We start from the raw sequence: 12,238 nt of genomic DNA, 5'->3' as shown, positions 1-12,238 counted from the left end.
CCACGCCCCCTGCGTGCGTGCCGCCGATGGCTCGCCGCGTTACGCCCCGCCAGCCTTCAACAGGCGGAAGTCGGGAAGGTCCCGAAGCGCCTGTTCCGGGCCGGCCGGTGAATAGACGACGAAGAGCTGCATCGGGCCGTCGCCGGTGTTGAGCGTCGAGTGATAGCGGCTTTCGGGAACATAGACGGTGCAGCCCGGCCCCACTTCACGCGTTACGGGGTTGCCGTTCTCGTCCTCGACCATCTGTTCGCCGTTGCCTGAAATCACGAAGATGATCTCTTCGGCGCCCGGATGGTTGTGGCGCGCATGCCCTTCTCCCGGGTTGACGTCCACGACACCACCGGAAAACCGCCTGGCACCATTGACCTCCGGCCCGACCGTCAGCGCCAGTCTGCCCCAGTCGAAGCCGAAAGCATCCACCTCGCCGGGATAGTTGAAGAATTGCCGCCTGCTTTCGCTCATCTCGCTTTCCTCCCTGAAACCTCACGCGCCTTCGCGCAGCAGCAGCGCTTTGAAGCTTGCCGTCTGGTCTCGGATCGCCGCCTCCGCGGGCAGGCGCTCCATTGAGCTCGCACCGTAGAAGCCGTGGATGCCAGCGCAGCGCTCGAGGATGTAGCGCGCGTCCTCGGGCATCGAGATCGGCCCTCCATGACAGAGCACGATCACGTCCCCGCGAACGGTTCGGGCCGCCGCCGCGATCGCGTCTATCTCTTCTACGCACTGGTCCAGCGACTTGGCCGAGGACGCTCCGATCGTGCCGCCGGTGGTCACGCCCATGTGGGCGACCACGATGTCCGCACCGGCGCGCGTCATTGCGATTGCCTCATCCGCATTGAAGACATATGGCGTCGTCAGGAGGTCGAGCCGGTGCGCGGCGGCGATCATGTCGACCTCCAGCGCGTAGGACATGCCCGTCTCCTCGAAACTTCGGCGCATCATCCCGTCGAAGAGTCCGATCGTCGGGAAATTCTGCACGCCGGAGAAGCCCATCGCCTTCAGTTCGGAAAGGAACTGCGGCATCAGCACGAAAGGGTCCGTTCCGTTGACGCCCGCAAGCACCGGCGTTCTTTCGACCACCGGCAGAACCTCCGCCGCCATTTCCTTCACGATCGCGTTGGCATTCCCGTAGGCGAGCAGGCCGGCGGCGGAACCCCGACCCGCCATGCGATAGCGGCCCGAATTGTATATGATGATGAGGTCGATCCCGCCCGCCTCCTCGGCCTTGGCGGAAAGGCCTGTTCCGGCCCCTCCGCCGACGATGGGCTTGCCCTCGTCGATCATCTTACGGAACGTCTCGAGGACTTGCTTGCGGGGAATTGCGGGCATCTTGCCTCTCAGTTGTGATGGATTTCGAGAAAAGTCGCGGCTGCAGCCTCGGCGAAGGCGGGATCGTTGATGTGCAGCGGCAGGGGCACGATCCTGCGCCTTTCGGTCTGCCGGACCGTCGCTTCAATCGCCATGAACAAAGCCGCGTCGGCCTCCGGATCGAAGAAGGCGCCCCCTTCGATATCGAGCGCTGAAACGCCTTTTTCGGGGATCAGGAACCGGATCTCTCCCTCGCACGCGTTCAGCTTATTGCCGATCCACTCGCCTATGGCCCGGCACTCCTCCCGCGTCGTGCGCATCAGCGTGACGTTCGGGTTGTGCTTGTAGAGATTACGCGTGCGGTGATGCGGCGGAACGGTCTCCGGTGCCCAGAAGTTCACCATGTCGAGCGCGCCGACCGAGCCGACATAGGGAAGGCGCGTGCGGGCGACGGCGCCGAAACGATCCTCGGTGGCCGGAAGGACACCGCCGAAGAGCAGGTCGCACACCTCGGTGGTCGTGATGTCGATGAAGCCGGCCAGCATGCCGCTGTCGGCCAGCTTCTCCATCGTACGACCGCCTGTACCCGTGGCGTGGAAGACCATGCAGTCGTAGTCTTCCCGCAGGCGCTCTGCGACCGCGGTGACGCAGGGGGTCGTCACGCCGAACATGGTAAGACCGATCGCCGGCTTGGTCTCACCTCGATCGGCGGGATGCGCGGCCATTCCCGCGATCGCCTCCGCGGCATTGTGCAGGATGACGCGGCTGAGGCCGTTCAGCCCCGCGATGTCGGTGACCGCGGGCATCATGACAATGTCGGAGATGTCGACATAAGGCGACACGTCCCCGGAAGCGAGCGTCGAGACCATCAGCTTCGGGACGCCGTAAGGCAGCATGCGCATCCCGACCGTGATGATCGAGGTGCCGCCGCCCCCGCCGAGGCCGATGACCGCACCGACATCTTCTCGTGAAACGATGAAGCGGCTGAAGGCCGTGCCCATCGTCGCGATGGCAGTCCCGCGATCGTCCAGACCGAGAACCGCCGTCGCGCCGTCGGGATGAAGGGCCGCCACCTCTGCGGCCGTGATGTCCATCTCGAACGTGGATGGACGCGTGCCCACGTCCACCCGGACCACGGGCAGCCCGCGCGCCTCGACCAGAGCGGCGAGGAAGGTCAGTTCCTCCCCTTTCGTGTCGGCCGTGCCGACGACATAGACCCGTTTCAAGCAACCTTCCTCGACGATCGTTCCTCTCTTCCGCCCTTCCCGACGGCGACAGCTTCTGCTGGCTGTTGCAAATTTTTGAGACGCGAGTATCATAATGATATGGATATCTCACGTCAATCAACCGAGTTGCCGGAGGAAAACGAACGCGGCCCGCGGGCGAGGACCCGTCGGCTCATGCTCAAGACGGCAATCCGGCTCATGCAGGCGGGTCTGACGCCGTCGGTCAGCGACGTTGCCGAAGCGGCGGGAGTCTCTCGGGCGACCGCATACCGCTACTTCCCCAGCCAGGCGGCTCTGGTCGATGCCGTGGTGGACGAGGCTTTGGGGCCGATCTTGAAGTGGAAGGACCGGTCGCCTGATGCCGGGGAACGGATCGAGAGCTTGTTTCGCACCTCGTTGCCGCGACTCGATGAGTTCGAGGCAACGTTCAAGGCCGCGTTGAAGCTTTCGCTGGATCAGTGGGCGCAGCGGAAATCGGGGGCGCCGGAGGGCGAACCGCAGTTCATGCGCGGCCACCGCGTGGAACTCCTGCGCAATGCTCTGGAGCCGCTGCGAGCACAGTTGCCAGGAGAAGAATTCGACCGGCTCACTCAGGCACTGTCGCTGATCTTCGGCATCGAGGCCCTGGTGGTGCTCAAGGACATCTGGGGCCTCGACAGCAAGGAATCCGAGAAGGTGGCGACCTGGGCCGCACTGGAACTGGTGCGGGCGACAATGCGCCACAAGAACAAGGAGGGCTAGAAACATAGGTCAATCTGGTTAGACCAGATAGGGCATCTGCTTGTTTGCCTTGCCGCATAATTTGCCCACGGGGCATGCGTCGGGTTCGCCTGAGCAGACACCGAAAGGCGCGGGCTTCGGAGCAGGTCCTTCGGCTAAATGGAAGTAGTCTGGCGCGACAAGTGGCTTGACTGTGGTTGTAATTTGGTACTACCAGATCTATCGGAGAAGGGAGGAAAAATCGTCTCGCAGAGAGCTGGCAAACAGGTGAGGAGGCCTGTCCGCACAAGGACATAAGTGGGGCGATCAGCAGCGGTTCAGGCGCAAGAATGGGAGGAACATCATGCGCAATGGAATGAAGAGCCTATTTGCGGGCATATCGCTGCTTGCTTTCGGGGCATCAGCAAGCGCGCAGGAACTGACGATCTTCTGGGCCGAGTGGGATCCGGCGAACTATCTGCAGGAACTCGTCAATGAATACGAAGCCGAGACCGGTGTAATGGTCACGGTCGAGACGACGCCTTGGCAGGACTTCCAGACGAAGGCCTTCACCGAGTTCAACGCGAGGGGCTCCGCCTATGACATGGTCGTCGGCGACTCCCAGTGGCTCGGCGCTGCTTCCGAGGCGGGGCACTATGTGGACCTCACGGACTTCTTCAACGAGCACAACTTGAACGAGGTGATGGCACCGGCGACGGTGAAATACTACGCCGAATATCCGGCCAATTCCGGTAAGTACTGGGCCATTCCGGCCGAGGGGGACGCGGTCGGCTGGGCCTACCGCAAGGACTGGTTCGAGGATCCCAAGGAGATGGAGGCGTTCAAGGCCAAGTACGGCTACGATCTCGCGCCGCCGACAACCTGGGCTCAGATGCGCGACATTGCGGAGTTCTTCCACCGTCCGGACGAAAACCGCTACGGCATCGCCATCTACACCGACAACTCCTATGATGGCCTGGTGATGGGCGTCGAAAACGCCATCTTCTCCTATGGCGGCGAGCTGGGCAATTACGAGACTTACGAGGTCGACGGCATCATCAACTCCGAGCAGAACGTCAAGGCGCTCGAGATGTATCGCGAGCTCTACGACTATACGCCGCCGGGCTGGGCCAAGACCTTCTTCGTGGAGAACAACCAGGCCATCACCGAAAACCTGGCCGCGATGAGCATGAACTACTTCGCCTTCTTCCCGGCACTCGTGAATGAGGCGTCGAACCCGAATGCCGAGGTGACCGGTTTCTTCGCCAATCCGGAAGGTCCGGACGGCGACCAGTTCGCCGCGCTCGGCGGGCAGGGGATTTCGATCGTCTCCTATTCCGAGAATAAGGAAGAGGCGATGAAATTCCTGGAATGGTTCATCCAGGACGACGTCCAGAAGCGCTGGGCCGAACTCGGCGGCTACACCGCGCACGCCAAAACGCTGGAATCGGAAGAGTTCCGCAATGCGACCCCTTATAACGAGGCCTTCTATCAGACCATGTTCAAGGTGAAGGACTTCTGGGCCACGCCGGAATATGCCGAGCTTCTGATTCAGATGAACCAGCGCATCTACCCCTACATCGTGGGTGGGGAAGGTTCGGCCAAGGAAGCGCTCGACGCACTGGCGGCAGACTGGAAGGCGACGTTCGAAAAGTACAATCGCTACGAGTGATGCGAACAGACGAAGGGGGCTTTCGCCCCCTTCGGCGCGGATTTCACCGGGCCGCTTGCGCGGCGTACTCTCGGAGGAGGAGAGTTTTGGCGACCGAAGTCATGACACGGCTGGATCCGCAGTCGCGTGCGGCCGCGCGCGGCTGGAGCGACTTGACGATCCGGAACCTTTTCATAATCCCGACCATCCTTTTCCTGATCATCTTCAATATCTTCCCGCTGCTGTACTCGCTCGGCTACTCCTTCACGGATTTCCGCGCCTCCACCAATGCGCCCGCGAATTTCGTAGGTCTCGCGAACTACCGCACACTGCTGAACGATCCCTATATTTGGACCAACTTCGCGATCACCGCGAAATACGTGATTGTCTCCGTGACGGGGCAGGTGCTGGTCGGGTTCGGCGTCGCGATGCTGCTCAACCGGGCGATTCCTTTCAAGGGTCTCCTGACAACGCTGCTGCTCTTGCCGATGATGCTGTCCATGGCCGTCGTCGGCCTGTTCTGGAAGCTGCTTTACGATCCATCCTTCGGCATCATCAATTATGCGCTCGGCCTCGGCCGCTTCGAATGGCTGTCCAATCCGGACATGGCGCTTTATGCCGTCGCGATCACCGACATCTGGATGTGGTCGCCGTTCGTCATGCTGCTGTCGCTGGCCGGCCTTTCGGCGGTGCCCAAGCATCTTTATGAAGCCGCGGCGATCGACCGGGCCGGGCCGTTCTACACCTTCTTCCGGATCACGCTGCCATTGGTGGCGCCGATCCTGATGATCGCGATCATCTTCCGCACCATGGAAGCGTTCAAGACTTTCGACCTGGCCTACATCCTGACCAGCCAGCCGACCACGGAACTCATATCGATCCGGCTCTACAAGATGGCTTTCCAGGAGTGGCAGACCGGCATGTCCTCCGCACTCGCCTACATCATGCTGATCATGGTGGTCGCCATCACCAACATCTACGTCAAGTACCTGAACAAGGTGAAGGAGCGCTGAGGTGGCGGCAGTTAAAACAACCTCCGAAGTCGCGCTCAACAGGCTGGCGATCGTCGCCGTCCTGATCGTGACGATCATCTTCCTGGCGCCGATCTACTGGATCGCCTCGACGGCTTTCAAGCCGCGCAACCTGGCAACCACCATTCCGCCGACGGTCCTGTTCGAGCCGGAAATCGCGCCGTTTGTGAAGCTGATGGTGCGCCGCTCACAGCTTCGCGAGCCTCCGACACCTGAAGAATACGCGGCCGCGCCCTGGTGGGAGCAGATCGTGCTCGACGATGGGGAGAAGATCGTCCGGTCCGGCCGCGGCGAAGTGCAACTGTCGGCCTATCCGGACCGCTTCATGAATTCGCTCATCATCGCGATTTCCTCGACGGTCCTTGCAGTCGGCATGGGCACACTCACGGCCTACGGTTTTTCGCGCTTCAAGGTGGCCGGTGAGCAGGACTGGTTGTTCTTCATCCTGTCGACGCGAATGCTGCCGCCGGTGGTCGTGGCCATACCGATGTTCCTGATGTACCGCTGGTTCGGGCTGAACGATACCCACATCGGGCTGATCATTCTCTATACCGCCTTCAATCTCTCCTTCTCGGTCTGGCTCATGAAAGGCTTCATCGACGAGATCCCGAAGGAATACGAGGAGGCGGCGCTCGTCGACGGCTACACGCGGCTCCAGGCCTTCTTCAAGGTCGTGCTGCCCGAAGCCGTCACCGGCATCGCGGCGACGGCCGTCTTCTGCTTCATCATCGCGTGGAACGAGTACGCCTTTGCACTGATCATGACGAACCGGCGTGCGCAGACCGCTCCGCCTTTCATTCCAAGCCAGGTCGGTTCCGGCCTGCCGGACTGGACCGTCATTGCGGCGGGCACATTCCTGTTCCTGCTTCCGGTCGCGATCTTCACCTTCCTTCTGCGCAATCACCTCCTGCGCGGCATGTCCTTCGGAGCGATCCGCAAATGACTTTCCGAGAGATGAACCGGCGATATCTCGAACCAGGCTCGATGTGGCTGATGATCTTTGGGATCGTGGCGCTCTGCCAGCCCTGGATATTCTTCCTGCACCGCTATGGCGTGACGATCATACTGATCGGCCTTGTGGGATTCATCATCACCTCGCATATCGGGCCGGGCTCCGTGGGGACCGAAGAGGACGTCTCCGACGATGTTTTTGACGTCTCCGACCACCGCGAGGGCAAGGCATGACGGAAATTGAGCTTCGCGGCGTCCAGAAGTGGTTCGGCAGCCTTCAGGTCATCAAGGACTTCAACCTGTCGATCGCCGGCAACGAGTTCATCGTGATGCTCGGGCAGTCAGGCTGCGGCAAGACGACGACGCTGCGTGCCATCGCCGGACTAGAGACGATCGACGAGGGCGATATCCTGATCGACGGCAAGCCGGTCCAGCACCTGAAGTGCTCGGATCGCGACATCGCGATGGTGTTCCAGTCCTTCTCGCTTTATCCGCACATGACGGTGTACGAAAATATTGCCTTCCCGCTTCGCGCTACGCGTACGAGCAGGGGCGACATCGACGAGGCCGTTCGCGAGATTGCGAAGGTGCTGCGCATCACGCACCTGCTCGACCGCAAGCCGTCGGCGCTCTCGGGTGGCGACATGCAGCGCGTCGCCATCGGCCGCGCGCTGGTGCGCCAGCCGAAGGCCATGCTGATGGACGAGCCGATCGGTGCGCTCGACGCCAAGCTGCGCGAGGAGATGCGCGCTGAGATCAAGCGCCTGCACATCAAGCAGGGATCGACCACCATTTATGTCACGCACGACCAGGTGGAGGCGATGAGCCTCGCGGACCGGATCGTCATCATGCACGAAGGCGTGCTCCAGCAAGTCGGCACCCCGGAGGAAGTCTATGCCCGCCCGCAGAATCTCTTCGTGGCGCAGTTCGTGGGCAGTCCGGTGATGAACGTCATGCCCGCGCGCGTGAGGGAGGAAGCCGGTTCGGCGCGTGTCACGGTCGATGATGCGGCTGAGGGCTTCCAGTTCCCGCGTGAACTGCTGATGAAGCTGAACGGGCATGCGCCCGAGGACACTCTCGCGCTCGGTGTCCGGCCGGAGGGGATCCTGGTCTCGCGTGAGCCGCGCGAGGGCTACCTGCCGGTCGAAGCGCAGATCATAGAGCCGCTCGGCTCTCACGACATCGTCGACCTCAGGGTGGGCGAGGGCATGCTGCGTGCGCGCACGCCGGCTGGCTTCGTGCCGAGGGCGGGAGAGCAGGTGCATGCACGCATCGATCCCGTGCAGGCGCACTTCTTCGATACCAGGGACGGCAAGTCGCTTGGAGTGAGGCTGTAGGCGATGGCACATATCGAACTGAGAGACATCACGAAGACCTTTGGCGCCAACACCGCGCTTCGAGGGCTCGACCTCGAAGTCGCCGACGGCCAGTTCTTCGTGCTGCTCGGCGAAACGGGCGCCGGCAAGACCACCACGCTGCGTATTGTGGCCGGGCTGGAGAAGCCGACCGAAGGAACGGTGCTGATCGATGGGGTGGACGTCAGCAACTGGGGCCCGGCCGAGCGCGATGTCGCGCTCGTGCTCCAGCAATATTCGCTCTACCCGCGCTACACGGTGCGCGAGAACCTCGAATTCCCGTTGAAGTCCAAAATCCGCCGCGTCGAACCGGACGAGAGGAAGATGCGCGTGGAGCAAGTCGCGAAAACCTTGCGCATCGATCACCTGCTCGACCGCAAGACGGACCGCCTTTCCGGTGGAGAGATGCAGCGCGTCTCCATCGGACGGGCGATCGTGCGCAAGCCGCGCGTCTTTCTCATGGACGAGCCGTTGTCGGCGCTCGACGCCAAGCTGCGCGAGGCGCTGCGTACGGAGCTCAAGAATCTCCAGATGAATCTTGGCGCAACATTTCTGTTCGTCACGCACGACCAGATCGAGGCCATGTCCATGGGCGACCGGATCGGCGTGCTCGATCGTGGCCGCCTCGTTCAGGTCGGCGCCCCTTCGGAAATCTACTCCCACCCAAGGAATACTTTCGTTGCACGTTCGGTCGGCTCGCCGCCGATGAATCTCATCCATGGTGCAATCAGTGGCGGAAATGCCGTCGCGGAGGCCGGTTTCAGCCTACCGATCGCAGCGCCCAGAGGCGACATGGAAGGTCGTCACTTGATTTTCGGGATCAGGCCCGAGGACATGTTCCTCGAAAGCGGCGCCCCGGCGCAGGCAAGAGTACACGACGTCGAAAATTATGGTGTCGAGAAGATCGTCACTTTGCGTACCGGCGACAGTATGATCCGGCTGACGACACCGGCGCATCAAAGCTTTCGGATCGACGAGGCGGTGCAATTTTCCTGTAACCCGAGCAAGATCATCCTTTTCGACAGGGGGACGGGCCGGAGCCTCGCCTATCCAGGTTGAGGCAAAGAAACGTTGCCGGGCCTGGCAAGCCGGAGGGGCTCCACCCTGCGAAATTGCTGATCTCAGCCACCTGAAGGAAATCTCAGGCGGTAGCGGGCTTCCGCCTGCGGATTGCAGAAATTCCTGGGAAGTTCACCGGACAGAACCCGCACCGCCTCTTCGGCAGCTCCAGTGCCCATTCTCATCATGGAATCCTCGGTAATTCCGGCCATGTGGGGTGTGAGGATCACGTTGTCGAGCGCAAGCAGTGGATGGTCCACCGGCAGTGGCTGGGTTGAAAATACGTCGAGTGCGGCGCCCGCGATCGTTCCCTTTTGCAAGGCCGTCAGGAGGGCTGCCTCGTCGACGACAGGACCGCGCGAGACGTTGATCAGCAGGACCTCGGGCTTCATCCGCCTGATGCGCCCACGATTGATGAGCCCTCTGGTCTCGGCTGTCAGCGGACAGCACAGCACGATCACGTCCGATCGGGCGACCAGCGTATCGAGATCTACCCGCAGGACTCCCTCGGGAAGCGCGGTGGAACTGCGGGTTGCCGTGATGACATTCAGCCCGAAACCTGATCTGGCGGTTTCGAACACGGCCCGTCCGACTGCGCCCATGCCGACGATGCCCATGGTCCGGCCGGCGAGGTCATGTCCCAGATCCGCATGGGCCCGCGCCGCCGTCCAGCCTGCCTGTCGCAGATCGCGGTCGACGATACGGAACCGACGCTGCAGCGCCAGGGTGACCATCATCACATGTTCCGCCACCGTCCGGGCATTGACGGCCGGCACGTTTGCCACGAGAACGCCCGCCTCGGTCGCAGCCTCGACCGGGATCATGTCGAGCCCCGCTCCGTGCCTGATTGCCGCGCGCAGCCGTGGCGGATCGTCGAACAGCGCCGTGGGCAGGGGAGCCCTGACGATGATCACATCGGCCTCGCGGCCTTCGCGCTGCAGGGTCTCCTGATCGGGTGCGCTCGCAACGACAAACTCGCCGACCTGCTCGAGAACTCGCACAGCGTGGGGGTGAAGACTATGCGTCGAGAAGATGACCGGCACTTTGACTAAGCTCGCGCGTCGGCGGCCTCCATTCGGGGCGCATCCCGATCGTCCGCACCGGGCGTGCCGATCAAGCCTTTCCAGTAGCTCTCGGCTCCGGTCAGGTGCGCGCTCATGAGCGCTTGCGCCAGATTGCCGTCCCTTCGCAGGAGGGCCTCGAAGATCTGGATATGCTCGGCATGGGATCGACGGCTGCGTTCAGGATCACCGAAATAGATCGGCAGGCGCTGTTCGCCCATGATGTAGTAAACGCTGCAGACCTTGTGGAAGACGCTGTTCTTCGTCGCCCGCACGATTTCGAGGTGGAAATCACGATCCTCGCGCGCAAGACCTTCGCCCGCGGCCAGCTTCTCCTCCGAGGTCCTCAGGATCTCCCGCAGCCGCTCGAAGTTCTCTTCCGTCGCTCTTTCGCAGGCGAGTTCGGCTGCCTTGATCTCGTGGATCTTCCTGAGTTCCACCGTCTCATAGATCTGGACGGGATCGAGCGGTACGCCGGCACGCGCAAACAGGGCCATCGCCTCCACGCTCGCCTCGTTGGTCGTCAGATAGATGCCGGACTTGGCGCGACGCTCGACGATACGCATGGCCTCGAGGATGGCCAGCGCTTCCCGGATCTGGCCGCGGCTCACCGAGAAGTGGTCGGCGAGCTCGCGTTCGGACGGAAGGCGCCCATTGTCCGCTTTGGAGTGCGCGTAAAGATGCGCTGCAAGGTCCGGTAGAAGGTTGTTTTCCTTCATCTTTCAACTCTTCTGCGCGTAGGTTTCAAGAACCGTTTCCGCGATGGTGAAACCGAGGCCGGGGCGGTCCGGGATTTTGATCATGCCGTCCTCCACTCGTACCTCGTCTTCCACGAGGTCGTGGATCATCGGGTTTGCGCCGAGCGAATACTCGATGATGAAGCTCGCCGGCGACGCTGCGCATACATGCAGGCCGGCAAAGAAACAAGGTGCGCCGGCCCACAGATGTGGTGCGAGCCTCAGGTTGAAGGCGCTGGCGATCGCGCCGATGCGCATCGCCTCGGTTATGCCGCCGCAGAAGGCTGGATCAGGCTGAAAGATGTCGGCCGATCTCAGGATTGCGAGGTCGCGGAACGCAAAACGCGTTGTATCGGACTCACCGGCAGCGATCGGCATCAGGCCGCTCGAGCGAACCTCGGCCATGCCTGCCTTGTCATCGGCACTCACTGGCTCCTCGAACCAGGCGAGGTCGCAATCGGACACGAGTTGGATAAAGCGTTTTGCCTCGGCGACGGTATAGGTCCCGTGCGCGTCGACCATCAGCTGGATGTCCGGGCCGAGTGCGGCGCGGGCGGCCTTCACCCTGGCCGCCGAAATGTGGGGCAGGCCATCCATGGCCCCCACGCGCATCTTCACCGCCCGGAAACCGCCATCGGCAAGATAGGATTGTAACTGCTCGCCGATCTTGTCGGCGGGTGCCCAGCCGCCCGAGGCATATGCTGGCATCCGGTCCGATTTGCGTCCCCCGAGCAATCGCCACACGGGCTGTCCGAGCGATTTGCCGAGGATATCCCATAGCGCAATGTCGACTGCGCTGATCGCCGCGATGGACAGGCCGCGGCGGGAAAGTTCGGGCATCGCATATCCCTGGGCGGCGGCAGTTTCGTACCGCACGCCGTTGTAGAGCATCTCCCATATCTGAACGATGTCGGCGGGATCGCGCCCGATCAGCCGGGGCGCGATCTCATGGTTCAGCATGTGAACCAGCGCGGCGTAGGTGCCGGCGCTGCCGGCGGCATTCTTGCCCTCGCCCCAGCCTACCAGCCCGTCGTCGGTTTCGACGCGGAGGATCGCAGCGTCGAATGTCTGCAACAGGCCGAAGTCGCTGCGATGCTGGCGATCTGGCGCGATCGGTATTCTGACCCACCACGCCTGTGCCGATTTGATCCGCATTTCATGCG

At 62.2% G+C, this 12,238-nt stretch carries 13 protein-coding genes; 7 read left to right on the top strand and 6 right to left on the bottom strand.

Annotated features, from left to right (window positions below; genetic code table 11):
* Positions 1-39: 39 nt before the first annotated feature.
* From SIN08_RS21550 to SIN08_RS21540, 3 genes are read right to left on the bottom strand one after another with little or no spacing between them, the layout of a single operon-like run.
* Positions 40-462 (bottom strand): cupin domain-containing protein, encoded by a 423-nt coding sequence (locus SIN08_RS21550; RefSeq protein ID WP_322453671.1) that lies wholly within the window; start codon positions 460-462, stop codon positions 40-42.
* Between the two features lie 21 nt (positions 463-483).
* Positions 484-1,326: a phosphoenolpyruvate hydrolase family protein gene (locus tag SIN08_RS21545; RefSeq protein ID WP_322453670.1), complete on the bottom strand. Its 843-nt coding sequence runs from the start codon at positions 1,324-1,326 to the stop codon at positions 484-486.
* A gap of 8 nt (positions 1,327-1,334) precedes the next feature.
* Positions 1,335-2,531: a Tm-1-like ATP-binding domain-containing protein gene (locus SIN08_RS21540; protein ID WP_322453669.1), complete on the bottom strand. Its 1,197-nt coding sequence runs from the start codon at positions 2,529-2,531 to the stop codon at positions 1,335-1,337.
* A 99-nt stretch (positions 2,532-2,630) separates the two neighbouring features.
* On the opposite strand from SIN08_RS21540, the gene SIN08_RS21535 reads away from it, so the two are divergent.
* The 7 genes from SIN08_RS21535 to SIN08_RS21505 all read left to right on the top strand — a co-directional run bounded on the left by SIN08_RS21535 (position 2,631) and on the right by SIN08_RS21505 (position 9,277).
* Complete coding sequence (locus SIN08_RS21535; protein WP_322453668.1) at positions 2,631-3,272, top strand: TetR/AcrR family transcriptional regulator; 642 nt, start codon at positions 2,631-2,633, stop codon at positions 3,270-3,272.
* A gap of 322 nt (positions 3,273-3,594) precedes the next feature.
* On the top strand, positions 3,595-4,902 hold the full coding sequence (locus tag SIN08_RS21530; RefSeq protein WP_322453667.1) for an ABC transporter substrate-binding protein: 1,308 nt from the start codon (positions 3,595-3,597) through the stop codon (positions 4,900-4,902).
* 86 nt (positions 4,903-4,988) lie between these two features.
* Positions 4,989-5,894, top strand: a complete 906-nt coding sequence (locus SIN08_RS21525; RefSeq protein ID WP_322453666.1) for a carbohydrate ABC transporter permease — start codon at positions 4,989-4,991, stop codon at positions 5,892-5,894.
* 1 nt (position 5,895) lies between these two features.
* The gene (locus SIN08_RS21520) at positions 5,896-6,855 is read left to right on the top strand and encodes a carbohydrate ABC transporter permease (RefSeq protein ID WP_322453665.1); all 960 of its coding nucleotides are present in this window, start codon (positions 5,896-5,898) and stop codon (positions 6,853-6,855) included.
* The gene (locus SIN08_RS21515) at positions 6,852-7,097 is read left to right on the top strand and encodes a hypothetical protein (protein WP_322453664.1); all 246 of its coding nucleotides are present in this window, start codon (positions 6,852-6,854) and stop codon (positions 7,095-7,097) included. Before SIN08_RS21520 ends, SIN08_RS21515 begins: the two co-directional genes overlap by 4 nt.
* Positions 7,094-8,200, top strand: coding sequence for an ABC transporter ATP-binding protein (locus SIN08_RS21510; protein ID WP_322453663.1), 1,107 nt, complete (start codon positions 7,094-7,096; stop codon positions 8,198-8,200). The genes SIN08_RS21515 and SIN08_RS21510 overlap by 4 nt, the downstream gene beginning before the upstream one ends.
* A 3-nt stretch (positions 8,201-8,203) precedes the next feature.
* A complete protein-coding gene (locus SIN08_RS21505; RefSeq protein ID WP_322453662.1) occupies positions 8,204-9,277 on the top strand; it encodes an ABC transporter ATP-binding protein in 1,074 nt (357 codons plus the stop codon).
* Positions 9,278-9,339: 62 nt separating this feature from the next.
* On the opposite strand, the gene SIN08_RS21500 is transcribed toward SIN08_RS21505, so the two are convergent.
* From SIN08_RS21500 to SIN08_RS21490, 3 genes are read right to left on the bottom strand one after another with little or no spacing between them, the layout of a single operon-like run.
* Positions 9,340-10,320 carry a hydroxyacid dehydrogenase gene (locus SIN08_RS21500; RefSeq protein ID WP_322453661.1) on the bottom strand — a complete coding sequence of 327 codons (981 nt, stop codon included), beginning with the start codon at positions 10,318-10,320 and terminating at the stop codon, positions 9,340-9,342.
* A 5-nt stretch (positions 10,321-10,325) separates the two neighbouring features.
* Positions 10,326-11,057, bottom strand: coding sequence for a FadR/GntR family transcriptional regulator (locus SIN08_RS21495; protein ID WP_322453660.1), 732 nt, complete (start codon positions 11,055-11,057; stop codon positions 10,326-10,328).
* A 3-nt stretch (positions 11,058-11,060) separates the two neighbouring features.
* The gene (locus SIN08_RS21490; RefSeq protein ID WP_322453658.1) at positions 11,061-12,230 is read right to left on the bottom strand and encodes a mandelate racemase/muconate lactonizing enzyme family protein; all 1,170 of its coding nucleotides are present in this window, start codon (positions 12,228-12,230) and stop codon (positions 11,061-11,063) included.
* Positions 12,231-12,238 lie beyond the last annotated feature (8 nt).

The sequence above is a fragment of the Chelativorans sp. M5D2P16 genome (assembly GCF_034427935.1).
Taxonomy (GTDB): Bacteria; Pseudomonadota; Alphaproteobacteria; order Rhizobiales; family Rhizobiaceae; genus Chelativorans.
Note: the sequence above shows the minus strand (reverse complement) of the source record. Positions and strands in the feature narration are given on the sequence as shown.

Bases quoted from the DNA above. Each gene is read 5' to 3' on its own strand.
- SIN08_RS21550 (WP_322453671.1), bottom strand. From the start codon at position 462: ATGAGCGAAAGCAGGCGGCAATTCTTCAACTATCCCGGCGAGGTGGAT.
- SIN08_RS21545 (WP_322453670.1), bottom strand. From the start codon at position 1,326: ATGCCCGCAATTCCCCGCAAGCAAGTCCTCGAGACGTTCCGTAAGATG.
- SIN08_RS21535 (WP_322453668.1), top strand. From the start codon at position 2,631: ATGGATATCTCACGTCAATCAACCGAGTTGCCGGAGGAAAACGAACGC.
- SIN08_RS21530 (WP_322453667.1), top strand. From the start codon at position 3,595: ATGCGCAATGGAATGAAGAGCCTATTTGCGGGCATATCGCTGCTTGCT.
- SIN08_RS21515 (WP_322453664.1), top strand. From the start codon at position 6,852: ATGACTTTCCGAGAGATGAACCGGCGATATCTCGAACCAGGCTCGATG.
- SIN08_RS21510 (WP_322453663.1), top strand. From the start codon at position 7,094: ATGACGGAAATTGAGCTTCGCGGCGTCCAGAAGTGGTTCGGCAGCCTT.
- SIN08_RS21505 (WP_322453662.1), top strand. From the start codon at position 8,204: ATGGCACATATCGAACTGAGAGACATCACGAAGACCTTTGGCGCCAAC.
- SIN08_RS21495 (WP_322453660.1), bottom strand. From the start codon at position 11,057: ATGAAGGAAAACAACCTTCTACCGGACCTTGCAGCGCATCTTTACGCG.
- SIN08_RS21490 (WP_322453658.1), bottom strand. From the start codon at position 12,230: ATGCGGATCAAATCGGCACAGGCGTGGTGGGTCAGAATACCGATCGCG.